Raw genomic sequence first — 22,263 nt, 5'->3', positions numbered from 1 at the left:
TTTTTATCGGCTGCGTACGATTCTAGCCGCCCCAGTCAGCACACTGTCGCATGGGCTGGCCGAACGGCCTGCTCCTACCTCGACAATATTTAACACTTTTTAAACAGATCCGATCAGTTTAGGATGTATGGTGCCTCTTTCCCTCAACCACAAGTCGTTATAACATAACAAAGGAGTGTCATGCGGATGAAACATCTCGTACTTACTCTGGCGCTGCTGCCAAGCCTGGTCATGGCCCACAACATCAAGGAATCCGCCCAGGTGCCCCTGGTCAACATCGCCGACAAGGGCGAGCTGGTGCTGAAGGATAAAGCGATCAGCTACCAGCCATGGCAGAGCAAGGTACTGACCGGCAAGGTATTTTTGATCCAGCACATCGCGGGTCGCTCCAGTGCCAAGGAACTCAACGGTCCCATGATCGAGGCGATCAAGGCCGCCAAGCTGCCCCATGACAGTTACCAGACGGTGACCATCATCAACAGCAATGATGCCATCTGGGGCACCTCCGGCTTTGTGAAGAGCAGCGCCGAAGACAGCAAGAAAGAGTTCCCCTGGTCCGCCATGGTGCTGGATGCCAAGGGCATGGCCCGCAACGCCTGGGATCTCGCGCCCGAGAGCTCGGCCATCATACTGCTGGATAAAGAAGGCAAGGTGCTGTTCGCCAAAGACGGTCAGCTCGATGCCACCGATATCACCAAGGTGATGGGGCTCATCAAGTCCCATCTCTGAATCAGAGAGAAGGGGCGCTGATGGCGCCCTTTCCAAAAGGGTCTATGGGTCGTACCAAGCTGAAAATCTGGTTGTTGCTGCTGGGCTGGTTGTGGTTGCAACCGGCACTGGCACAACATCCGCTGGAAGCGGATCTGCCCGGCCATAGCCACCATTGCCTCATTTGCGCCCTCCATCTGGATGGCAAGCTGGCCCTGACCCCCGGCGCCCTTGCCCCAGTCCAACCCTTTGTCGCCCACCAACCCATTGCTAGCGAGATCACCCGCGTCTCGAGTCTGTACAGCCCTCACTACAGCATCCGTGCCCCGCCCCTGCTTCAGCGTTTCACCGTTTAAACATTTCTCTTATTGATCAATGGTTTTAAAAGGAATCACGATGAAAGCAGTCACCCTGTTACTGGCGGTTGTCGCCTTTGGCGTGCAAGCTCACCACGACGAACACGAGAGCCACGGCCACGGTGCCCACGAACATGGCCACGGTCACCTCAATCTGGTGCTCGATGGCAACCAGCTGATGATAGAGCTGCAGGCGCCCGCCGCCGATCTGGTGGGTTTCGAGCACGCCGCCAAGACGGATGCGGAGAAGGCGCAATATGCCAAGGCCATGGCTCAGCTCAAGCAGCCTGATGCCCTGTTCCGCCTCGACCCCGCCGCCGGTTGTACCCTGACCCAGCAGGAGATCAACGCAGCCAAAGAAGAGCATGATCACTATCATGAGCACGACAAGGCTGACGCCGATCACGACGAACATCACCACGAAGACGGTCACGCCGATATGGGGGCCATGTACACCTATACCTGTGCGACCCCGGCCAAGCTGACCGGGCTGGAAGCCACCCTGTTTGGCGTCTACCCGACCCTGGAGAAGCTGAGCGTGCAGGGCATCTTGCCCGCCGGCCAGACCGCCGCCGAGCTGACCCCGTCTGCCAACAAGCTGAGCTGGTGATCCCATGAAAAACGCCGTGGTTGAGATCCGCGATCTGGCCTTCGCCTGGCCAGGTGGCGAGGCTGTACTCGATCTGCCCGCCCTGCGCATCGCGCAGGGGGAGCGGGTATTTATCAAGGGTCCATCGGGTTCCGGCAAGTCGACCCTGCTCGGGCTGCTCGCCGGGATCCAGACCGCCAACCACGGCACCCTGGAGGTGCTGGGCCAACCCTTGGCCCAGCTATCCGGCCGTGCCCGTGACCACTTCCGGGCGGCCAATCTGGGTTATATCTTCCAGCAGTTCAATCTGCTGCCTTTTTTATCCGTACTGGACAATGTCACTACGGCGCTCACCTTCTCCCCCCAGAAGCGCTCCCGTTTGCACGGCACTCCAGAACAGGAGGCTCGCCGTCTGCTGGGCGAATTGCAGTTGCCGGACGAAGCGCTGCACAGGCCCGTCCATGCCTTGAGCATCGGCCAACAGCAGCGGGTCGCCGCCGCCCGGGCGCTGATCGGCTCACCGCCCCTGGTGATCGCCGATGAACCCACCTCGGCGCTGGATACCGACAACAGGGCCGCCTTCATCAAGCTGCTGTTCGAGGAGTGCGACAAGCAGGGCTCTACCCTCATCTTCGTCAGCCACGATCCCTATCTCGAGCCCCTCTTCCCCCGGGTGGAGAACCTGCAACGGCTCAACCGGAGGGCGGCATGATGAGATCGGATAACCAGAACCTCTGCCCACGCGCATCCGCACAGGCAGGCTGCCAGCCATTCAGGATGCGGAGGTCGCCATGCTGAAACTCGCCCTGCAAAGTCTCTGGGCCCGCCGCCTCACCGCCGGCCTCACCCTGCTGGCCGTGGCCATCAGCGTCACCCTGCTGCTCGGGGTGGAGCGGGTGCGCACCGAGGCGCGCGAGAGCTTCGCCAACACGGTCTCCGGCACGGATCTCATCGTCGGCGCCCGCTCCGGCCAGGTGAACCTCTTGCTCTACTCTGTGTTTCGCATCGGCAACCCCACCAACAACGTGGGCTGGGACACCTATCAGGCCATCAAGCAGCGTCCCGGCATCGCCTGGACCATTCCTATCTCCCTCGGGGATTCTCACAAGAGCTTCCGGGTGCTAGGCACCAATGGCGACTACTTCACCCACCTGAAGTACGGCCAGCAGCAGTCGTTGCAGATGCGGGAGGGACGTCCGTTCGAGACACCGTTCGAGGCGGTGCTCGGCGCCCAGGTGGCGGAGAAGCTTGGCTACAAGCTGGATCAGTCCATCATCATCGCCCACGGCGCCGGCAACACCTCCTTCAGCCAGCACGACAACCTGCCGTTCAAGGTGGTGGGGATACTGGCACCGACCGGTACCCCTGTCGATCGCACCGTGCACGTACCGCTGGCGGGCATAGAGGCCATCCACCTCGGTTGGGACACGGGTCGTCACAGCAAGAACGTCACCGCCGAGCAGGCGCTGGCCCAGGATCTCACCCCCAAGACCATCACCGCCTTTATGGTGGGTCTGAGCAACCGGATATTGGCGTTCCAGCTGCAGCGCGGCATCAACACCTACACGGGCGAACCCTTGATGGCCATCTTGCCGGGGGCTGCCTTGCAGGAGCTGTGGGGCATGATGAGCGTGATGGAGACGGCGCTCACCGTCATCGCCGGCTTCGTGGTGGTGGCGGGCCTCATCGGCATGCTGACCACCCTGCTGGCGGGGCTCAACGAGCGGCGCCGTGAACTCGCCATCCTGCGCTCCCTCGGCGCTGGCCCGTCCCATCTGTTCCTGCTGCTGGCACTGGAGGCCATGGCCCTCACCACCCTCGGCATCGCCCTCGGGGTCGGGGTACTCTACCTGGGACAACTGCTTGCCACCCCCTGGCTGCTCAGCCACTATGGCCTGCAACTCGGCCTGGGCCTGCCGAGCGCCTACGAATGGCAGCTGCTGGGGCTGGTGTGGCTGGCAGGCATGGTGATAGGGCTGCTACCCGCCGCCCGCGCGTATCGCTACAGCCTGAGCGACGGCATGAGTATCCGGATATGACGATGACAAGAGGAAAGATGACGATGTGGCGAGTGCTGACCGTGCTGTTGGGAGTGTTGGCTTTGCCTGCCCATGCCGTGAATTACAAAACAATCGACTGGGATGTGCTCATTCCAGAGGGTGAAATACTGCTGCCACCGCCCCAGGTCAGCCACGACGGCAACCTGGCGTCGGTGCCGCAGCCGGTCGGCGGGGTCAACAAGAAGCTGGACAACCAGAACCTGCGCATCCCGGGCTTCGTGGTGCCGCTGGAGGGGGATGCCAAGAAGATCACCGCCTTCCTGCTGGTGCCCTACTTCGGTGCCTGCATCCATGTGCCGCCGCCCCCTACCAACCAGGTGATCTACGTGAGCTACCCCAAGGGCGCGCCTGTGGATGATCTGTGGGATGCCATCTGGGTGAAGGGCAAGATGCGCACGGTCAGCTCGAGCCACGAGATGGCCACCGCCTCCTACTCCATGGAGGCGACCGAGGTCAGCGTCTACGAGGAGTGATCTCTGCGTCTATTGCCTTGATACGCAATCAAAATGGCCTCCCCCGGGAGGCCATTTTGTTATCCCGCCTGCACATCTGGGCCCAGCTCCGCCTGAGGGATTGCTCGTTTGGCTGCTTGGGGTAACATTCAATACCAGCCTGAATCCCCTCAGCCAGCACGGAGCCAGCATGGCCGATCTCCCGCCCCCCAAGAAAGAGAGTTCCATCTTAAGCAGCCAGGAGCTGACCCTGCGTCTGGCCCGCAGCCGCGGCATCGACGGCATGCTGACCCGCAACAGCGACAGCACCTTCGAGCAGCGCGCCACCTTCCGCCAGCTGGCGGATCAGGCCGCCCGCCAGCGCAATCTGGAATCCATCATGGTGATGGCCTCCCGCCACTGCGAGGAGACGGCCGCCGGCGGCGAGATGGACAGCGACTGGCTGACCCGCTTCCTGCAACTGGCCGAAGAGATCAGCATGGTGCCCATGCAGCAGCTGTGGGGGCGGATCTTCGCCCTGGAGGTCGCGACCCCGGGTCGCTTCTCCATCCGGGCCCTGAGTACCCTCAAGGAGATGACCCAGCGCGAGGCCCAGCTGTTCCAGCGCATCTGCGCACTCTGCTGCCACTACGAGGGGAGCGACGAGCAGCGCCTGCTGCTCGGCATGCACAAGGGGGCCAGCCTGCTGAGCCGCGCCAGAGTCACCCGCATGGGGCTAGGCAAATACCGGGTGCCCTACAGCGCCCTGCTGCTGCTGTTCGATCTCGGCCTGCTGCACCGAGGGGAGCTCGAATCCGGCCCCCTGCCCGCCGACGGGGTGGAGCTGGCGTTTGGTAACCAACACTGGCGACTGCGCCAGCGCCAGAGTCACCTCACCCTGCTCTACTACCGTCTCACCCCGGTGGGCAACGAGCTCGCCCAACTGCTGGAGGAGCCGCCGCTGGAGGAGTACCTGCAGGATCTCAAGACCCTGCTCTCCACCAACCTACAGATCGAAACCCTGACGCAGCCCCCCGCCAGCGCACCGGACATCCCAGTCTGAATCAGCCGGGAGCCCGGATGGGCTCCCGCTTTGTTGCTTTCCAAATTGCGAAACCGACGCTGCCATTGCCAAAACGGCTCCCAAAAAGCGAATCGATTCAGCTAGTCGCCGCGCTGGCCTTGGCCGTTTTCGTCAATCCACGTACTTTGGGCAGAAAACATGCATTGCGCACGCATTTTAAGCGCCCCCTGGCACTCTGGTGCGCGGCTTGCACATGGGACTACTGGTCCCGAATTGTCAGGACTCATCATCACCATTGTCGGACGCCCCCATGAGAGTCAACCAGCCCGTTACCCAGCGTGAGCGCCTCTACCCGGCGCATCAGAATCTCATCTCCACCACGGATCTGGAGAGCCGCATCACCTTTGCCAACGAGGAGTTCTGCCAGATAGCCGGCTTCACCCTGGCGGAGTTGCAGGGCGCCCCCCACAACCTGGTGCGCCACCCCGACATGCCGACTCAGGCCTTCGCCGATATGTGGAGCCATATCCGGGAGGGAAAGAGCTGGATGGGGCCGGTCAAGAATCGTTGCAAGAATGGGGATCACTACTGGGTCAACGCCTTCGTCACCCCCATTCAGGATGCGAGCGGCAAGGTGGTGGAGTACCAGTCGGTGCGCACCGTGCCGGACGAGGCGCTCAAGGGGCGGGCCGAGAAGGTCTACGCGGGCTTAAGAGAGGGACAGGCGCCCCTGGTCCTGCGCCTGCCGGCCTTCTCCCATACGCTGGTGCTCAATTTCTGCCTGCTGCTCGCCCTCGCCGCCCTGCTTGGCCTCGGCTATGGCCATGAGTCCGGCTGGCTGGCCGGGCTCGCCGCCCTGCCCCTCATTGGCGCCCTGCTGGTGGTGAACGCCCTCGGCCGGCGCCTTGGCAAGCTGGGCGAGCTGGCCCGCAACCGCTTCGACAATCCGTTGATGCAGCTGCTCTACACCGGCCGGGTCGATCGGCTCGCCGCCGTCGAGCTCGCCATGAAGATGAACCAGGCCGAGTTCAACGCCGTGCTGACCCGCACCCAGCAGACCTGCCAGCAGATCCTGACATCCGCGCAGACGGACTTGCACAACGCCGAGACCATCACGGACAACCTGCAGCAACAGCAGGCCCAGACCAACCAGGTCGCCACCGCCATCACCCAGATGGCCCAGTCCATCCGCGAGGTATCCCAGAGCTCCACCGCCTCCTCCGATCGGCTGGACGAGACCGCGGATCTCTTCAAAGAGGGCAACCTCCGCGTGCAGGAAACCATCGAAGAGGTGGAAGGGATGCACAGCGAGCTGGTCACCTCCAAGGGGGTGATCAACACGCTGGCGACCCAGTGCCGGGCCATCGACGGCATCCTGGATGTGATCAACAGCATCGCCAACCAGACCAACCTGCTGGCCCTCAACGCCGCCATCGAGGCCGCCCGGGCTGGTGAGGCGGGCCGTGGCTTCTCCGTGGTGGCGGACGAGATCAGATCCTTGGCCATCAAGACCCAGTCCTCCACCGGCGAGATCCAGAAGATGATAAGCCTCTTGCAGGGCAGTGCCGGGGATGCGGAGCAGGCGATGGCGCAAGGGGAGCGACTCTCCGCCAGTTGCCGCCTCAAGGCCTCCGCCACCGGCGACGTGTTGCAACAGATCAGCGATCGCCTGCTGCAGGTAACCGCCGGCAGCAACCAGATAGCCCAGGCTGTGCAGGAGCAATCCCAGGTCACGGCCGACATAGACCGCAGTGTACTCAGCATCAAGCGCCTCGCCGATGACTCCAGTCAGGGCAGCCAGCACGCGGTGCAGGGCGTCATCTCGCTGGTGCGGCAACTCGGCGAACTGGAGCGGCTGGTACGCCAGTTCCAGCAACGCCCCTCCCCCCATGCAGCCAGTGAACCTCAGCCCAGTGGTCGAGCCCTGCTCGCCCGCTAAGCCTTCGCGGAGGAAACCAAACCCCAGATAAAGACCGTGCGCTAATACAAAAAAGCATGGGCCCCATATCGGTGACGAGATGGGGCCCAGCGACATTATGGGGCTGGGATCTCTATATCAGACCCCGATCCCACAAGTCGGCCAACAGCCTATCCACCCGCACCACCACCGGCTTGCCCTTGCCGTACTCTGAATGGCTTCTGCGCGACACCGTGCTCAAAGGTGTGGCAGTCCCAATTTCACTATCCTGCTCTGCTGCGCTGTCGATATTAAGGCCCCCCCCCAGTGGCCGCTCAATTTATTGATCTTGCCCGAGAAACAACCAACTTCCCCTTCCCTAACCAGCTCCAATCGGTAACATAGCAATCAGAATCACCTCTTGTCGGAGTCAGCCATGAGTCAGGCCAGAGCAACACCACAGATAGCAAGCAGCAAGCTGGAGGCTGTAATTCAGGGGCGGTAGCCTTGCCGATTCTTTCCATGACCAAAACCTTATCTGTTCTTTTACACAGTGTGTAATGGTGGCTAAAAGAGGAAGTCAAGCGAACACATCCAGCTTCAGAGACAGGCTAGTAACCATTGATTTAAAATTTACTTTTTTTGGACGGTTGTCAGATCGGAACGGAGTTAGATGGAAGGTGGTGCTAACGAATTAGTACTACCTTCCATCTAATCACTGTTAGCAACAATAAGGAAATATATGTCAGACACAAATAAAACAGCACACCCTCTGGAATGGATCACCACCTCTGATTTACTAATGATTGTTCTTATTGGAGTAACGGCTTTCTTCGGATACAAATCATATCAAACACAGAAAGAAGGTATTGAACTGCAACGCTCAATATACCAACCAAGATTTGTGCCATCTGAAGTTCAACAGCCAAAAATAATTTCAGAAAAAACCCTTACCCGAGTTGCAATATCAAATCTCGGATACACCCCTGGCTCATACAAAATAAAAATAAAATCCGACACTTTCAACTTTGACTCAGAGAATAATGGGTCTGGCCGAGAGATAACCTTTATTTACATGCTAAAACATGACGACAGTGACAATCATGAGTTCTATATAATTCCACCTAACTCTAACAAGAAGCCTGTGCTCGCCTCTTATCAATATGAGTTTTCAGGTGACAATGGTTTCAGGACAACTAGAAAATTCTGCTATCAACTACAAAACAGTACTGAATACGTTGAGGTCGGCTGCCCATAGCTGCTAATAAATGGTTAAGATAATTCGTTTCGCTCATTGGGACGGGCGAAAGCCTACACCTTAACAAAAGATTATATTGCACCATATAAAAAGGGTGAGGATAAAATATGCCAGTTGGATATAAACCAACAGTTTTTGTCAGTTCAACGTGTTTCGACTTGGGTCAAGTTCGGTCTGACATCAAGGATTTAATCCAAACATTTGGTCTCGAACCTGTATTGTCAGAGTATAACTCATTTCCGGTCTCTCCTGATACGGATACTATTTCTAATTGCCTCCGGAATGTTCGAGAGAAAGCAGATATATTTGTGTTGATAATTGGAGGTCGTTATGGCTTTCAAACTAACAATGGAAAATCAATAACAAACCTAGAATATTTGGAAGCTAAAAGAAAAAACATACCAATTTATGTATTTGTAAATACTGGTATTATGAATGTCCTTCCTATTTGGAAAAATAACCCAGATGCTGACTTTTCAAGCCACGTAGAGAATAAAAAAGTATTCGAGTTTGTTGAAACTGTTTCACACTTTAAATCGAACTGGGTATACAAATTTGATTCAGCCTCTGACATAAAGTCGGCTTTACTCCAACAAATACCTTATCTTTTTATGGAGGCCTTAGAGGCAAGGAAAAAACTGAAGGTTAATGAAGTCAATCTGCCTTCGGATCTCTTTCCACCTAAAGCTGCAAGGTTAGTTATTGAAAAGCCTGATGGTTGGGAATATTTACTCTTTGCTTTTTTATGTAAAGAATATCTAGGCCGTTTGGAGCATAAAAAGTTCGATCTAGAGTATGGAATTTCTTTTAACAATGTTATTGAAATTGAAGAACCTCAAGAAGTATTTAACTGGATTACAGCACATAATAACGAAATGCTTAAACTGATCAGAATCACAACGACCTTGATCAATGATGCAGCAATCAAGTCGCTTGGCGAACCAGGAGTAGAAGGTGATTACCGCCAAATACAACATGTGTGCCAGAGGCTACTAGAAGTTTATGAGCAAATTATCAACTGGAAGCTCTCATTCACTACATTAGAGGTCAATGAAGACTTTGAGCCAATACTAAAAGTTCTGTCAGGTTTCGCAGATGACCCTCTTGCAAAAATCGACAAATTTATTAATCGCGTCCATTTTGAAATTCCTGAAGCCTTGGATAATATTGCGCTCAGTGGTGAGCAAGTAAAATTGGACTTTACATTTTCCTTGGAATCGCCGGATATTAACGGTTTTAACCGAGAACTAAAAAAACTTGGTGATTTGTATTTCCAAAACCTCTGACAAAACATTTCATATGTGATTCTAAAATAATGATATTTTTACTATGTGCTGCGTTTGTTTTTTAAGGTGGCATGGTGGACCTTCAGTATTGCACTGCTCAGAAATTTGCTGGCAGCAATATTTTATAAGGGTGAAAATGTTAGCTACATATATTCGTGATATTTACAAAGAAAGTGATAAAAAACAACTAGCCGATGCAATTGAGGAAATTGCATCGGCTGTTGATTCAAATGGATGGGCATCATCTGGGGTCTACTGCTTTTGGGACCCTCAAACCAATAACATTCTCTATATAGGATTAGCTAGTGATTTATATAGTCGATTCAGAGAGCATAACAATCTGAAACAATGCCCCGCTAAAGGTTGTAAAAAAGAGAACATAGCATCATGGTTCCATGATAACGAGTATCTTGGATATTCGATTTTAGTCCAATCACGGTTAAGTCAAACTGAAGTGGCTAGAAACTATGGAAAACTCATAAAAAGTCATGGCTCTGACTTATATGATCCTAGAGACGCAATTGGTATTTCAGAAGGCTTACTAATAGAAGTAGAAAAGTTAAAGCACGGGCAACTCCCCTCTTGGAATAAGATTGGTGGAGCATCTTACGGTAAAAACAAAGCGACGGAAATGCATATAGAGTTCACAGAGTTGTTTACGACAAAACGAACTGATCTAAGAGTTGCGCAAAAAACGATAAGAGAAATAGCTAGCAGTGCAGAATTTGAATCATTTGAGCTTTTCCTTCATGCAATTCGACAAATGATGGCAATTACAAACTGGACCTTTGGTCGTGCTTGGCAAGAACTGCCCGATGATTTCTATGCAAAGGATAGAATCATCGAACAACACTATGTCCCAAACATTAATAACTTGATAAAAGAAATATAAAAAAGAATTTAAGAATGTTCAGCAACACTCGGTATTTTTGGTGCTAACCGTTTGGTTTAGTGTTTACGGCGAAGTAGTTCAATATCGTGGAACCATTGCTTACATATTAATGCGGCGTTAATCAGAGGAAATTTCACATTTTGAGCATCATATAATATGTCCCATTAATCCGTTAGCCACTAACAATAGGGAAATGATTAGCAGGAAATAAACAAGGGGGCAAACGCCCCCCTCTGATATCAATCCTCGGTATCAGCAAACAACCCAACCTTAATCGATCAACCCTCGCAGCCTTAGAGCAGTAAGCAACTCATCCACCAGCACGGCCACCGGCTTGCCGGCGTTAAGTAGATGAATTTCCGGCTGCTCCGGGGCCTCATAGGCGGAGTCGATACCGGTAAATTTACGGATCTCCCCCGCCCGCGCCTTCTTGTAGAGCCCCTTGGGGTCGCGCTCTTCGCAGACGGCGAGCGGCGCATCCACAAACACCTCGACAAACTCGTCCGCCCCCAAGAGATTGCGCACCAGATCCCGCTCGGCACGGAATGGCGAGATAAAGGCGGTCAGGACGATGAGGCCCGCATCCACCATTAATTTCGCCACTTCGCCAACCCGTCGGATATTCTCCTGCCTGGCCGCATCGTCGAAGCCGAGATCACCACAGAGACCGTGGCGCACGTTATCCCCATCCAGCAGATAGGTGTGTTTTCCCTCGGCCGCCAGCGCCTGCTCAAGCGCCCCCGCCAGGGTGGATTTGCCCGCCCCGGACAGGCCGGTAAACCAGAGCACCAGCGGTTTCTGCTCCTTCAACTGCGATCGGCTCTGCTTGCTGACGACATGCTGATGCCACACGACGTTATTCATCCTGACTCCTTCTCTACAGCTCCTGCCCTCTCCCGAGGGAGAGGGCTCCAGGCTCTATTCCTTGCCGCTGTCGTTGCCGCTGTCGTTGCCGACTGCCAGCGCTTGCCAGTGGGGGAAGTGCTTGCGCACCAAGGCGTTGAGCTCGATCTCGAACTCGCTGTACTGCCCCGCCACAACTTTCGCGGCCAAGCCTTGCACTATCATGCCGGCACCGACTGTGACGTTGGTCAGCCGGTCGATCAGGATGAAGCTGCCGGTGTCACGGATCTCCTGGTAAGGGTCGAAGGCCACTGGGTCGGTCAGGCTCAGCTCGCACAGGCCAATCTCGTTGAGCTTGAGCTCGGAGGCCGCCAGCTCGTCCAGCTTGTTGATCTCGATGCGGTGGCGAATGGCCTCCACCTGACCACGGCTCTTCTTGGTAGCCAGCTTGACGTCATAGACCCGGCCCGGCTGCAGAGACTCTTCCCCCATCCAGACGATGTGGGCCAGCACGTTCTGGGTCACCTTGGGCTGGCTAGCGGCATCCACCAAGAGATCCCCGCGGCTGATGTCGATCTCGTCGGCAAACGTCACCGTGATGGCCTGACCCGGCAGGGCGTACTCCAGATCCCCGTCGAAGGTGACGATGCGCGTCACCTTGCTCTGCTTACCGGACGGCAGCGCCGCCAGGGTGTCACCCACCCGCAGCACGCCGGAGGCGAGCGTACCCGCGAAGCCACGAAAATCCAGGTTCGGGCGGTTCACATACTGCACCGGCAGGCGTACCGGGTGACGTTCCAGCTCGCGCTCGACCTCGGCAGTTTCCAGCAAGGAGAGCAAGGTTTCCCCCTGATACCAGGCCAGCTTGTCGCTTTGGTTGACCACGTTGTCCCCGTCCAGCGCCGAGACCGGCACTATCTGGATGTTGTCGACGCTGAGCTTCTTGGCGAATTCGCGATATTCCGCGCTGATGCGCTCGAACACTGGCTGGCTGAACTCCACCAGATCCATCTTGTTGACCGCCACCACGAACTGTTTTATCCCCAGCAAACTGGCGATAAAGCTGTGGCGACGGGTCTGATCCAGCACCCCCTTGCGGGCATCGATGAGGATGATGGCGAGATCGCAGGTGGAGGCGCCGGTGGCCATGTTGCGGGTGTACTGCTCGTGGCCCGGGGTGTCCGAGATGATAAATTTGCGCTTGGCGGTAGAGAAGTAGCGGTAGGCTACGTCGATAGTGATGCCCTGCTCGCGCTCGGCCTGCAGGCCGTCTACCAAGAGCGCCAGATCCAGCTTCTCACCCGCGGTGCCGAGCTTCTGGCTGTCGGACTCCAGGGCCTTCAATTGATCTTCATAGATCTGCTGGGAGTCGTGCAGCAAGCGGCCAATCAGGGTGCTCTTGCCGTCATCCACGCTGCCGCAGGTGAGAAAACGTAGCAGGCTCTTGTGCTGCTGGGCATGCAGGTAGGCTTCGATGCCCTGTTCCGTGATGGCGGTTTGAATGTGGTTGTTCATGTGTCGATCCCTTAGAACATTTTTTTAGAAATAGCCCTGACGCTTCTTCTGCTCCATGGAGCCCGCCTGATCGTGGTCAATCAATCGTCCTTGCCGCTCGCTGGAGGTGGTCACCAGCATCTCCTCGATGATCTCGGTCAGAGTGGTGGCATTGGATTCGATGGCCCCGGTCAGCGGGTAGCAGCCGAGGGTACGGAAGCGCACCAGCTCCTGCTTCACCTCATCTTCCGGGCCAATGGGCATGCGCTCGTCATCCACCATGATCTTGATGCCACCCCGCTCCACCACGGGGCGCATGGCCGCGAAGTAGAGCGGCACTATGTCGATGTTTTCCAGGTAGATGTATTGCCAGATATCGAGCTCGGTCCAGTTGGAGAGCGGGAACACCCGTATGCTCTCCCCCTTGTTGACCTGGCCGTTATAGACCCGCCACAGCTCGGGTCTCTGGTTCTTGGGATCCCAGCGGTGGGACTTGTCACGGAAGGAGTAGACCCGCTCCTTGGCGCGGGACTTCTCCTCGTCCCGGCGCGCGCCACCGAAGGCGGCGTCGAAGCCGTACTTGTTCAGCGCCTGCTTGAGCCCCTCGGTCTTCATGATGTCGGTGTGTTTGCCGCTGCCGTGCACGAAGGGGTTGATGTTCATGGCCAGGCCGTCCGGGTTCTTGTGGACGATGAGGTCCAGCCCGTACTTGGCGGCCGTCTCGTCCCGGAACTTGATCATCTCCTTGAACTTCCAGTTGGTGTCCACATGCAGCAACGGGAAGGGGATCTTACCCGGGTAGAAGGCCTTGCGGGCCAGGTGCAGCATGACGGAGGAGTCCTTGCCGATGGAGTACATCATCACCGGGTTTTCAAATTCCGCAGCCACCTCGCGGATGATGTGGATGCTCTCGGCTTCCAGCTGCTGCAGGTGGGTCAATCTTTCACGATCCATGTCTTGGTCCTCAGTCATTACCAGCACGCCTTGGCGCGCCTTGGGTTCAGTGCGGCGCCGCGTTGGCAGCGCCAAAAAATCGATTCGTGGTGAACGGGCTCAGGCCAGGCTGACCAGTTTCAGATCCGTGCTGCCGAACTCATCGCTCAGCGCGCTCCCCTGCTCGCCAAACCAGGCGAGCTGCTCGCGCAAAGCTACTACTTCTCCGATGACGATCAGCGACGGGCTCTGCGCTTGCGTCGCCAGGGTGGCCAGCTCGTTCAAGGTGCCGGTCAGCACCCGCTGACTGGCCTGGGTGCCTCTCTCTATGATGGCGAGAGGGGTTGAACCGCGGCGGCCATGGCTTACCAGTTGTTGCTGAATGTGTTCGGAGCGCATCAGCCCCATGTAGATGACCAGGGTCTGATTGGTGGCGGCGAGCTGCTGCCAGTCCGGCTCCTTCCCATCGCTCTGGCAGTGGCCTGTGATAAAGACCGCACTTTGCGCATAGTCACGATGAGTGAGCGGGATGCCGGCGTAGGCGGTGGCGCCGGCGGCGGCCGTGATGCCGGGCACCACGGAGAAGGGAATGCCTTCGGCGGCCAGCACTTCCAGCTCTTCGCCACCGCGGCCAAACATGAAGGGATCGCCCCCCTTGAGGCGCACCACCCGATTGCCCGCCCTGGCATATTCCACCAGCAGACGGTTGGTCTCTTCCTGGGGCACGCTGTGGGCACCGGCCTTCTTGCCGACCGATACCAGGGTCGCATCACGGCGCACCAGATCCAGGATCTCGGGGGAGACCAGCTGATCGTAAAGCACCACTTCCGCCTGCTGGATCTGTTGCAGCGCCTTGAGGGTCAGCAGGCCCGGATCGCCGGGGCCGGCGCCGACCAGCACCACTTCGCCCACTTCGGTCTGGGCCTTGTCCAGCCCCTCGTTGAGCCAATTCTCGGCCCCCTGCCAGTCCTGCTTCTCCACCAGGCTCCCAAGGGTGTTGGAGGCGAAGGCCCGCTCCCAGAAGCGGCGACGATCGGACAGCGACACCAGCACCTGCTTGGCCTTGCCCCGCACCCGCCCGGAGAGTTCAGCCAGACCGCCGAGATGGCGGGGCAGCAGGCTTTCCAGCCGCTCGCGCAGCAGGCGCACCAGCACGGGCGCCTTGCCACCGCTGGAGACGGCAACCACCACAGGGGATCTGTCTATGATGGAGGGGAAGATAAAGCTGGAGCGCACCGGATCGTCCACTACATTGACGAACAGTCCGCGCTGGTTGGCGCTCTGGTAGACCAGGGCGTTGACCTCGAGATCGTCGGTGGCGGCGACCACCAGGATATGACCGGCCAGATGATCAGGGGTGAAGCGCTCCGCCAGATGGGTGAAGCGGCCATGAAATTCGTTGAAAGCGCCGTCGATGGTCGGGGAAACCAGGGTCAGGCGGGCACCGGCGGCCAGCAGCAGGCGCGCCTTGCGCAGGGCTACCTCGCCCCCGCCTACCAGCAGTACCGGGCGGCCTTCCAACTTGGCAAACATAGGTAAATAATCCATTTCGGCCCATTCCTCGGCATACGACGACAACTGGGGCGACTATAGGCAGGCTGCTTATTCCTTCAAAATAATAAAAAATGCTCTTTAATGCGTTTTGGTAATTAGTAAACCTGCACAATGGCAAAGGCGAGTGAATGTCCTTGTGGTGCTGCGCACCAGACTCTAGGCTAGTGAAAGTGTTTCATAAGGAGCTTAATAATGAATGAGTCATTGATTGTATTGGGGATCTTCGTGTTCCTGGTGCTCGCCACCCTGAGCGCAGGCATCAAGATAGTGCCCCAGGGGTTTAACTGGACGGTGGAGCGCTTCGGCCGCTATACCCGCACCCTCTCTCCCGGCCTCAACCTGCTCATTCCCTATGTGGACAGAGTCGGCCACAAGATCATCATGATGGAGCAGGTGCTGGACATCCCGGCCCAGGAGGTGATCTCCCGGGACAACGCCAACGTCACCATAGACGCCATCAGCTTCGTGCAGGTGGTGGATGCGCGTAAGGCAGGCTACGAGGTCAACGATCTCACCAGCGCCATCCGCAACCTGACCATGACCAATATGCGGACCGTACTCGGCGCCATGGAGCTCGACGAGATGCTCTCCCAGCGCGACACCATCAACGAGAAGCTGCTGCGCACCATGGACGCCGCCACCGCCCCCTGGGGCATCAAGGTGACCCGGATCGAGATCAAGGACGTGCGCCCGCCCATGGCGCTGATCGATGCCATGAACGCCCAGATGAAGGCCGAGCGCCAGAAACGGGCCGAGGTACTGGAAGCCGAAGGGGTGCGCCAGTCCCGGATCCTGAAGGCCGAAGGGGAGAAGCAGTCCCAGATCCTGAAAGCCGAGGGTGAGCGCCAGGCCGCCTTCCTCGCCGCCGAAGCGCGGGAACGTGCAGCCGAGGCGGAAGCCAAGGCGACCCACATGGTCTCCCAGGCCATCGCCGCCGGGGATATGCAGGCCATCAACTACTTCGTCGCCCAGAAATACACTGAGGCGCTGGCCCGCATCGGCGAAGGCCCGAACAGCAAGATCATCATGATGCCGCTGGAGGCGGGCAGCCTGATAGGTTCGGTCGCCGGGGTGGCCGAGCTGTTCAACAAGGACGGCAAGGGCAACAAATCATGACAGCTCTGCTGGAGGGGCTGACCCACTGGCACTGGCTGGGGCTGGGCTTCGCCCTGCTGGCCATCGAGGTGATGGGGTCTGTGGGTTTCCTGCTCTGGACCGGCATCGCCGCCCTGGAGGTCGGGATCCTGCTGCTGCTCTGGCCCTTCGGCTGGCAGGCGCAGCTGCTGCTGTTTGCGGCGCAGTCCCTGCTCACCACCTGGGCCTGGTGGCGCTGGCAACACAGACGGGATCGCTCGAGCCAAGATGCCGCCGCCCCCATCAACGAGCGGATGCAGAGCTATCTGGGGCGGGAGCTGACCCTGCTTGACGAGGTGAGCCAGGGCACGAGCCGGGTTCATCTGGACGACACCGTCTGGACCGTGCGTTGTTCAGTCTCGTTGCCGGCGGGCAGCCGGGTCAGGGTGGTGGGTGCTGATTCCCATATCCTGCTGGTGGAGCCGCTGGCCCGATCTGACTGATAGAGTTGATCCGGGCCACTCGCGGCCCTTCAAAAAATGGCCATAAAAAAACGGGCCCGACGCTAGCGTCGGGCCCGTTTTCAGATGAGGTGCAGGCTTAGTTGGCCTTGGCATCGCTCACTGCAGCGTCGACCTTGGTGGCCACGTCTTCGGCAGCTTTCTCAACGGTAGCAGAAGCTTCAGAAGCAGCCTTCTCTACGGTTGCGGAAGCGTCGGAAGCAGCCTTCTCAACGGTTGCAGCAACGTCGGCGGCCGGAGTAGCGGCCGGAGCGGCGGCTTCTTCTTTCTGACCACAAGCGGTCAACATCAGACCCAGGATACCGGCTACCAGTACTTTGTTCATGTACATATCCTCAAATAAAGATGGAGAGACGGCCGTCAGGGCCATCACTGAGCCTCGTGTTCCCGTGGAAAATCCATCAGAACGGGAGTCAAGAGACGCGCGAAATATAACGCCATACACAGCCAATGAAAACGCGTATCACAATGATATTTTCTCGTTGGCTAGATGAAAATAACTACTGCAACGACAAATATTAATACATTTATCCAGATAACCGGCCATTTCGCATGATAAATCACCACATTCATGGCCGTTAGCAGTCAAACATTGTCATATTTATCGGCAGGTCCCACCCCGCTCAGTCAGACAACTTCTGACAAGACAGCCGTTTGCCCTGGCTGTCGCTCTCGCGGGCCAGATCCAGCAGTGCCATCACCGCCAGCGCCTCCTGGGCCGGCACCGGATTGGCACCCTCCCCCTTGATGGCGGCGCAGACCCCGCGATAGTAGGCGCCATAATCTCCCACCTCGCCGTTCACCGGCTGGGATTGAGACTGGCCATCCACCACACGGCTGAGCTGACCCAGATCCGGATCCTGACCCCAGCCGGCCACGGGCGGCCGCAGACCGGCCTTGAGCTGCTCTTCCTGCACGTCCATGCCGAACTTGATGAAGGAGCCAGTGCTGCCGTGGATGACGAAGCGCGGCATGGTGGCGGAGACCAAGCAGCTGCCGTGCAGTATCACCCGAAGCGTCCCGTAGCCCAGCACCACATGGAAGTAGTCATCGCTCAGGGCGCCGGGGCGCTGCTGGGCGAGATCGGCCTGCAACCAGTCCGGCTGGCCGAACAGTTGCAGCGCCTGGTCGAGGATATGCGGGCCGAGATCGAACCAGAGGCCGGAACCCGGGCCCCCCGCCTCCCGCCAGCGCTGGCGCACCTCGGGACGGTAACGGTCAAAGTGAGACTCGAACTGTGCTACTTCCCCAAGGTCACCCTCGGCCAGCAGGCGGCGCACCGTGAGGAAGTCCCCGTCCCAGCGCCGGTTGTGGAAGATGCTGAGCAGTCGTTGCTGCTTCTCGGCCAGCTCCACCAAGGCCTCGGCTTCTGCCAGGTCCAGTGCGAACGGCTTGTCGATCACCACATGCTTGCCGGCCAACAGCGCCTGACGGGCGATGGGGGCATGAGTATCGTTCGGGGTGGCGATCACCACCAGATCCACGCTCTCATCGGCCAGCACCTGCTCCAGCGAGCCGACCAGGCAACCAGGCAGCTCGGCCTGCACCTTGGCGGCATCCCGACTCACCACCCAGCGCAGGGTCAGCCCCGGGGTCGTTGCCAGAAAGGGGGCATGAAAGGTTTGGCCCGCAAAGCCATAGCCCACCAGGGCGGCGTTGATTGTGTGGCTCATCCGCTGTTCTCCGCTGAGATAGTCCGTTGAGAGGGGCACAAGCGAGTGTGCCCCCAAGAAGAAAGGGGGCTCAAGGCCCCCTGATTGTGCCCATCAGAGCACAGGATTTATTGCCAGTACAAGGGGCGTTATCCATCAAGGATGGCGCCCCTCGCGCTCAAGGTTGCAGGCAGAGCCGGCGACCGTGGCGGGTCAGTAGCAGCAACAGGGGTGGCAACAGCAGCCACATGTGCAGCGCCAGCTGGCTGAGGGGATCCGGCATCAGAGCGCCGGTGAGCCCCACCAGGGCACCGGAACCGCTCATCTGGAACAGTCCAAGCAGGGCAGCCGCGGTACCGGCGCAATGACCAAACGGGGCCAGCGCCATGCCGGCTGCGGCCCCCAGCACCATGGCAAAACCTATGCTGGAGAAGAATACCGGGCCCATCATGGCGAGCGGGTGCTCGATGTGCTGCACCAGGGTCAGGGCGATGGCCGAGAGCGAAATCACCAGCAGACCGATGCGCAGGGTGCGTCTCGGCCCCACCTTGGCGATGAAGCGCGGTGCCATGAAGCAGGCCAATATGTTCAGGGCCGCGTTGGCGGTGAACCAATAGCTGAAGCCGCTCATGTCCAGACCCAGCTTGACCATCAGCTGCACGGGGGCGGCGGTGACATAGGCCAGGATCACTGCCATCGACAGCATGCAGAGGCTGGCGTTGAACAGGAAGCTCGGGGAGCGCAGCACAGGGCTGTAGCGGGACCAGCTGATAAGCGGACCGGCGCTGCTGGTCTCCTCCGGGCGGGTTTCCGGCATGCGCCACAGCAACCAGCTACCGACGATCAGGGCGTAACCTGCCATAAACCAGAAGTTCGCCGACCAGCCCGCCTTGGCGGTGAGCCAGCCACCGAGCAAGGGCGCCAGGGCGGGAATAAAGCAGATGGCGCCGTTCAGGTAGGAGATCATCTGGCCGCTCTTCTTGGGGCCATAGCTGTCACGCACCACGGAGAAGGCGGCGACCGAGGTGGCGCAGGCACCGAAGCCCTGCAGCACCCGCGCCAGCATCAGCTCACCCAGGCTGGCGGCAAAGCCGGCGGCCAGGGCGCTCAGGCCGTAGAGCAGCACGCCGCCGAGCGCAATGGGTTTGCGGCCGTAGCGATCGGCGAGCGGCCCCACCAGCAACTGGCCCAGCCCCATGCTGAACAGGAACCAGGTGATGGTGCCCTGCATCAGGGTCACCTCGGCGCCGAGCCGCTCGGCCATCTGCGGGATGGCAGGCAGATAGATGTCGATGGCCAGCGGGCTGAACAACACCAGGAGTACGAGCAAAAGAATCAATGGCATCAGTCACCTCAAGACCAGGGGGGAATTCGATTGGTGCGCGAGTCTACTGACTCACAGTAATGAATTGAAATGGTATTTAATCACTTCGGTTATTCCTTTACGGAAAGATGTATTTTATCCACTCCTCCGAGTGGTGGCCCACAGAGCCAGTTCCTCCCTGACCGCGGGCTAATTGGCCTTTGACTAAACGCTCACCCCGCATAGAATGCGCAGATTATTTTTGCGGAGGTGCGTGATGAGCAAGCTTGTCCTGGCAACAGGTAACCAGAAAAAGGTGAAGGAATTGGCCGCCATGCTGGCCGATATGAAGATCCAGGTGATCCCCCAGAGCGAGTTCGAGGTCACCGATGCCGAGGAGACCGGCACCACCTTCGTCGAGAATGCCATCATCAAGGCCCGCCACGCCGCCCGCATCACCGGCCTGCCCGCCGTCGCCGACGACTCAGGTCTGGAAGTGGACCTGCTGCACGGCCGCCCCGGCGTCTACTCCGCCCGCTTCGCCGGTGAGCATGCCAGCGACAAGGACAACATCGACAAGCTGCTGGCCGAGCTCAAGGGTGCCCCCGACTACCTCAAGAGCGCCCGCTTCTGGTGTGTGCTGGTCTACATGCGCCATGCCGACGATCCCACCCCCATCATCTGCCAGGCAAGCTGGGAGGGGATGATCCTCGAGGAGCCCCGCGGTCAGCACGGCTTTGGCTATGATCCCGTGTTCTTCGTGCCGGATCAGGACTGCACCTCGGCCCAGATGCCGAGCGAGCTGAAGAACCAGCTCAGCCACCGGGGTCAGGCCCTGGCCAAGTTGAAAGCCGCCCTGGCGGCGACGCACTGAGCCTGATCCTGATCCTGCACCGGGATACGCCGGCGCGCATTTCATCTACAATGGGGGCCGTCAGCCCCCGTTGTGCTTAATGCACCGCTGACCAACAGATATGCATTGTCATTTATAACGGGGTCAGCCCAATCGCCCCCCGCTTTGATTACTGGAACCCCCATGCTGCAATTGCCGCCCCTCTCCCTCTATATCCATGTGCCCTGGTGCGTCCAGAAGTGCCCCTACTGCGACTTCAACTCCCACGCCCAGAAGGGCGAGCTGCCGCACCTCGAATATGTGGCGGCCCTCTTGGAGGATCTGGAGCAGGATCTGCATTGGGCCCAGGGGCGTCCCCTCTCCTCCATCTTTATCGGCGGGGGCACCCCCAGCCTGCTCTCGGTGGTGGCCATGCAGGCCCTGCTGGACGGGGTGCGGGCGCGTATAACACTGACCCCGGACTGCGAGATCACCATGGAGGCGAACCCGGGCACGGTAGAGGCGGACAAGTTCGCCGGTTTCCAGAAGGCGGGCATCAACCGCATCTCCATCGGGGTGCAGAGCTTCCAGCAGGAGAAATTGACCCGCCTCGGCCGTATTCACGGGCCGGAGGAGGCGCGCAAGGCCGCCGAACTCGCCCACGCCATAGCGCTTCCCACCTTCAACCTGGATCTGATGCACGGCCTGCCGGATCAGAGCCTGGACGATGCGCTCTATGATCTTCAGCAGGCCATCGACTGCGCGCCGCCGCATCTCTCCTGGTATCAGCTCACCATAGAGCCGAACACGGCGTTCGCCTCCAAACCCCCCAAGTTGCCGGAGGATGACACCCTGTGGGACATCTACGAGCAGGGCCACGCCATGCTCACCGCCCAGGGTTACCAGCAGTACGAGATCTCGGCCTACGCCAAGCCTGGCTATCAGTGCCGCCACAACCTCAACTACTGGCGCTTCGGTGACTACCTCGGCATCGGCTGCGGGGCCCACGGCAAGGTGACGGATCTGGCCAGCCAGCAGATCCTGCGCACCGCCAAGGTGAAGCACCCCAAGGGCTACCTGGATCCCGCCCGTGCCTATCTGGACAGCCAATGGATAGTGACCGAGGACGATCTGCCGCTCGAGTACTTCATGAACCGGTTCCGGCTGTTCGAGCCGGCCCCCAAGGCGGAGTTCGAGGCCTATACCGGCCTCACGCTTGAGCGGGTGGAGACCATGCTCGCCATCGCCCAGACCAAGGAACTGATCGAGGATCTCGGCGACAGTTGGCAGCTGACCTCCCTCGGTCATCGCTATCTGAACGTGCTGCTGGAGCTCTTTATGGACGAGTGAAAACTTGTTCACGATCTTGCTGCGAAGCCGTGATCAAGGTTCATGCACTGCTCGGAATCCTCACGTATGTCTATACGCTCCGGTTCCTGCGCTGCTCTTCACCTTGCTGACAGCTTCTCGCGACAGGTCGTGAGCCAGTTTTGTAAAACCGTGTTTCTACATAACAATCAGGGCGCCCATGGGCGCCCTGATTGTTATGTAGAAAC

General features: G+C 58.5%; 22 protein-coding genes. 15 read left to right on the top strand and 7 right to left on the bottom strand.

The window, feature by feature from the left end; translation table 11 throughout:
- The first annotated feature begins 186 nt into the window (after positions 1 to 186).
- The 11 genes from CUC44_RS06415 to CUC44_RS06370 all read left to right on the top strand — a co-directional run bounded on the left by CUC44_RS06415 (position 187) and on the right by CUC44_RS06370 (position 10,501).
- Positions 187 to 729 carry a YtfJ family protein gene (locus CUC44_RS06415; RefSeq protein ID WP_100859152.1) on the top strand — a complete coding sequence of 181 codons (543 nt, stop codon included), beginning with the start codon at positions 187 to 189 and terminating at the stop codon, positions 727 to 729.
- A gap of 44 nt (positions 730 to 773) precedes the next feature.
- Positions 774 to 1,064, top strand: a complete 291-nt coding sequence (locus CUC44_RS06410; RefSeq protein WP_100859151.1) for a hypothetical protein — start codon at positions 774 to 776, stop codon at positions 1,062 to 1,064.
- 40 nt (positions 1,065 to 1,104) lie between these two features.
- The gene (locus CUC44_RS06405) at positions 1,105 to 1,674 is read left to right on the top strand and encodes a DUF2796 domain-containing protein (RefSeq protein ID WP_100859150.1); all 570 of its coding nucleotides are present in this window, start codon (positions 1,105 to 1,107) and stop codon (positions 1,672 to 1,674) included.
- A 4-nt stretch (positions 1,675 to 1,678) separates the two neighbouring features.
- Positions 1,679 to 2,365: an ABC transporter ATP-binding protein gene (locus tag CUC44_RS06400; protein WP_100859149.1), complete on the top strand. Its 687-nt coding sequence runs from the start codon at positions 1,679 to 1,681 to the stop codon at positions 2,363 to 2,365.
- Between the two features lie 79 nt (positions 2,366 to 2,444).
- Positions 2,445 to 3,692: an ABC transporter permease gene (locus tag CUC44_RS06395; protein ID WP_100859148.1), complete on the top strand. Its 1,248-nt coding sequence runs from the start codon at positions 2,445 to 2,447 to the stop codon at positions 3,690 to 3,692.
- A 23-nt stretch (positions 3,693 to 3,715) separates the two neighbouring features.
- Complete coding sequence (locus tag CUC44_RS06390) at positions 3,716 to 4,186, top strand: DUF3299 domain-containing protein (protein ID WP_425266296.1); 471 nt, start codon at positions 3,716 to 3,718, stop codon at positions 4,184 to 4,186.
- A 169-nt stretch (positions 4,187 to 4,355) separates the two neighbouring features.
- Positions 4,356 to 5,207 (top strand): TIGR03899 family protein, encoded by an 852-nt coding sequence (locus CUC44_RS06385; protein WP_100859146.1) that lies wholly within the window; start codon positions 4,356 to 4,358, stop codon positions 5,205 to 5,207.
- A 271-nt stretch (positions 5,208 to 5,478) separates the two neighbouring features.
- A complete protein-coding gene (locus CUC44_RS06380) occupies positions 5,479 to 7,107 on the top strand; it encodes a methyl-accepting chemotaxis protein (RefSeq protein ID WP_100859145.1) in 1,629 nt (542 codons plus the stop codon).
- 700 nt (positions 7,108 to 7,807) lie between these two features.
- Positions 7,808 to 8,323 carry a hypothetical protein gene (locus tag CUC44_RS20925; protein WP_157812752.1) on the top strand — a complete coding sequence of 172 codons (516 nt, stop codon included), beginning with the start codon at positions 7,808 to 7,810 and terminating at the stop codon, positions 8,321 to 8,323.
- 107 nt (positions 8,324 to 8,430) lie between these two features.
- Positions 8,431 to 9,609, top strand: a complete 1,179-nt coding sequence (locus tag CUC44_RS06375) for a DUF4062 domain-containing protein (protein ID WP_100859144.1) — start codon at positions 8,431 to 8,433, stop codon at positions 9,607 to 9,609.
- Positions 9,610 to 9,745: 136 nt separating this feature from the next.
- Positions 9,746 to 10,501, top strand: coding sequence for a GIY-YIG nuclease family protein (locus CUC44_RS06370; RefSeq protein WP_157812751.1), 756 nt, complete (start codon positions 9,746 to 9,748; stop codon positions 10,499 to 10,501).
- Positions 10,502 to 10,771: 270 nt separating this feature from the next.
- Here CUC44_RS06370 and cysC read toward each other — a convergent pair whose 3' ends face one another.
- From cysC to cysG, 4 genes are all read right to left on the bottom strand, one after another.
- Positions 10,772 to 11,365 carry an adenylyl-sulfate kinase gene (cysC, locus tag CUC44_RS06365; RefSeq protein ID WP_100859142.1) on the bottom strand — a complete coding sequence of 198 codons (594 nt, stop codon included), beginning with the start codon at positions 11,363 to 11,365 and terminating at the stop codon, positions 10,772 to 10,774.
- 54 nt (positions 11,366 to 11,419) lie between these two features.
- Entirely contained in the window at positions 11,420 to 12,859 is a 1,440-nt protein-coding gene (gene cysN / locus CUC44_RS06360; RefSeq protein ID WP_100859141.1) for a sulfate adenylyltransferase subunit CysN, read from the bottom strand.
- 24 nt (positions 12,860 to 12,883) lie between these two features.
- Positions 12,884 to 13,810: a sulfate adenylyltransferase subunit CysD gene (gene cysD / locus CUC44_RS06355; protein WP_279627820.1), complete on the bottom strand. Its 927-nt coding sequence runs from the start codon at positions 13,808 to 13,810 to the stop codon at positions 12,884 to 12,886.
- Between the two features lie 81 nt (positions 13,811 to 13,891).
- Positions 13,892 to 15,319, bottom strand: coding sequence for a siroheme synthase CysG (cysG, locus tag CUC44_RS06350; RefSeq protein ID WP_100859140.1), 1,428 nt, complete (start codon positions 15,317 to 15,319; stop codon positions 13,892 to 13,894).
- A 198-nt stretch (positions 15,320 to 15,517) separates the two neighbouring features.
- Here cysG and CUC44_RS06345 point away from each other — a divergent pair, with 198 nt between their 5' ends.
- Positions 15,518 to 16,441: an SPFH domain-containing protein gene (locus CUC44_RS06345; protein WP_100859139.1), complete on the top strand. Its 924-nt coding sequence runs from the start codon at positions 15,518 to 15,520 to the stop codon at positions 16,439 to 16,441.
- Positions 16,438 to 16,902 carry an NfeD family protein gene (locus CUC44_RS06340; protein WP_100859138.1) on the top strand — a complete coding sequence of 155 codons (465 nt, stop codon included), beginning with the start codon at positions 16,438 to 16,440 and terminating at the stop codon, positions 16,900 to 16,902. Before CUC44_RS06345 ends, CUC44_RS06340 begins: the two co-directional genes overlap by 4 nt.
- Before the next feature lie 97 nt (positions 16,903 to 16,999).
- Here the strand turns inward: CUC44_RS06340 and CUC44_RS06335 are convergent, their stop codons facing one another.
- The 3 genes from CUC44_RS06335 to CUC44_RS06325 form a co-directional block, all read right to left on the bottom strand.
- The gene (locus CUC44_RS06335; protein ID WP_050719122.1) at positions 17,000 to 17,245 is read right to left on the bottom strand and encodes a hypothetical protein; all 246 of its coding nucleotides are present in this window, start codon (positions 17,243 to 17,245) and stop codon (positions 17,000 to 17,002) included.
- A 298-nt stretch (positions 17,246 to 17,543) separates the two neighbouring features.
- Entirely contained in the window at positions 17,544 to 18,593 is a 1,050-nt protein-coding gene (locus CUC44_RS06330; RefSeq protein ID WP_100859137.1) for an oxidoreductase, read from the bottom strand.
- A gap of 157 nt (positions 18,594 to 18,750) precedes the next feature.
- Positions 18,751 to 19,917, bottom strand: a complete 1,167-nt coding sequence (locus CUC44_RS06325) for a multidrug effflux MFS transporter (RefSeq protein ID WP_167388808.1) — start codon at positions 19,915 to 19,917, stop codon at positions 18,751 to 18,753.
- Between the two features lie 235 nt (positions 19,918 to 20,152).
- On the opposite strand from CUC44_RS06325, the gene CUC44_RS06320 reads away from it, so the two are divergent.
- Together CUC44_RS06320 and hemW are read left to right on the top strand one after the other, a co-directional pair.
- Entirely contained in the window at positions 20,153 to 20,749 is a 597-nt protein-coding gene (locus CUC44_RS06320; RefSeq protein WP_100859136.1) for an XTP/dITP diphosphatase, read from the top strand.
- A gap of 162 nt (positions 20,750 to 20,911) precedes the next feature.
- Positions 20,912 to 22,057 carry a radical SAM family heme chaperone HemW gene (gene hemW / locus CUC44_RS06315; protein ID WP_100859135.1) on the top strand — a complete coding sequence of 382 codons (1,146 nt, stop codon included), beginning with the start codon at positions 20,912 to 20,914 and terminating at the stop codon, positions 22,055 to 22,057.
- The last annotated feature ends 206 nt before the right edge of the window (positions 22,058 to 22,263 follow it).

Origin of the sequence: Aeromonas lusitana (assembly GCF_002812985.1) — a bacterium.
GTDB classification, from domain to species: Bacteria; Pseudomonadota; Gammaproteobacteria; order Enterobacterales; family Aeromonadaceae; genus Aeromonas; species Aeromonas lusitana.
This window is presented reverse-complemented; position numbering and strand designations above follow the sequence as displayed.

Excerpts from the sequence above, each read along its gene's own strand:
- CUC44_RS06415 (WP_100859152.1), top strand. The coding sequence starts at position 187 with ATGAAACATCTCGTACTTACTCTGGCGCTGCTGCCAAGCCTGGTCATG.
- CUC44_RS06410 (WP_100859151.1), top strand. The coding sequence starts at position 774 with ATGGGTCGTACCAAGCTGAAAATCTGGTTGTTGCTGCTGGGCTGGTTG.
- CUC44_RS06405 (WP_100859150.1), top strand. The coding sequence starts at position 1,105 with ATGAAAGCAGTCACCCTGTTACTGGCGGTTGTCGCCTTTGGCGTGCAA.
- CUC44_RS06400 (WP_100859149.1), top strand. The coding sequence starts at position 1,679 with ATGAAAAACGCCGTGGTTGAGATCCGCGATCTGGCCTTCGCCTGGCCA.
- CUC44_RS06395 (WP_100859148.1), top strand. The coding sequence starts at position 2,445 with ATGCTGAAACTCGCCCTGCAAAGTCTCTGGGCCCGCCGCCTCACCGCC.
- CUC44_RS06390 (WP_425266296.1), top strand. The coding sequence starts at position 3,716 with ATGTGGCGAGTGCTGACCGTGCTGTTGGGAGTGTTGGCTTTGCCTGCC.
- CUC44_RS06385 (WP_100859146.1), top strand. The coding sequence starts at position 4,356 with ATGGCCGATCTCCCGCCCCCCAAGAAAGAGAGTTCCATCTTAAGCAGC.
- CUC44_RS06380 (WP_100859145.1), top strand. The coding sequence starts at position 5,479 with ATGAGAGTCAACCAGCCCGTTACCCAGCGTGAGCGCCTCTACCCGGCG.
- CUC44_RS20925 (WP_157812752.1), top strand. The coding sequence starts at position 7,808 with ATGTCAGACACAAATAAAACAGCACACCCTCTGGAATGGATCACCACC.
- CUC44_RS06375 (WP_100859144.1), top strand. The coding sequence starts at position 8,431 with ATGCCAGTTGGATATAAACCAACAGTTTTTGTCAGTTCAACGTGTTTC.
- CUC44_RS06370 (WP_157812751.1), top strand. The coding sequence starts at position 9,746 with ATGTTAGCTACATATATTCGTGATATTTACAAAGAAAGTGATAAAAAA.
- cysC (WP_100859142.1), bottom strand. The coding sequence starts at position 11,365 with ATGAATAACGTCGTGTGGCATCAGCATGTCGTCAGCAAGCAGAGCCGA.
- cysN (WP_100859141.1), bottom strand. The coding sequence starts at position 12,859 with ATGAACAACCACATTCAAACCGCCATCACGGAACAGGGCATCGAAGCC.
- cysD (WP_279627820.1), bottom strand. The coding sequence starts at position 13,810 with ATGACTGAGGACCAAGACATGGATCGTGAAAGATTGACCCACCTGCAG.
- cysG (WP_100859140.1), bottom strand. The coding sequence starts at position 15,319 with ATGGATTATTTACCTATGTTTGCCAAGTTGGAAGGCCGCCCGGTACTG.
- CUC44_RS06345 (WP_100859139.1), top strand. The coding sequence starts at position 15,518 with ATGAATGAGTCATTGATTGTATTGGGGATCTTCGTGTTCCTGGTGCTC.
- CUC44_RS06340 (WP_100859138.1), top strand. The coding sequence starts at position 16,438 with ATGACAGCTCTGCTGGAGGGGCTGACCCACTGGCACTGGCTGGGGCTG.
- CUC44_RS06335 (WP_050719122.1), bottom strand. The coding sequence starts at position 17,245 with ATGAACAAAGTACTGGTAGCCGGTATCCTGGGTCTGATGTTGACCGCT.
- CUC44_RS06330 (WP_100859137.1), bottom strand. The coding sequence starts at position 18,593 with ATGAGCCACACAATCAACGCCGCCCTGGTGGGCTATGGCTTTGCGGGC.
- CUC44_RS06325 (WP_167388808.1), bottom strand. The coding sequence starts at position 19,917 with ATGCCATTGATTCTTTTGCTCGTACTCCTGGTGTTGTTCAGCCCGCTG.
- CUC44_RS06320 (WP_100859136.1), top strand. The coding sequence starts at position 20,153 with ATGAGCAAGCTTGTCCTGGCAACAGGTAACCAGAAAAAGGTGAAGGAA.
- hemW (WP_100859135.1), top strand. The coding sequence starts at position 20,912 with ATGCTGCAATTGCCGCCCCTCTCCCTCTATATCCATGTGCCCTGGTGC.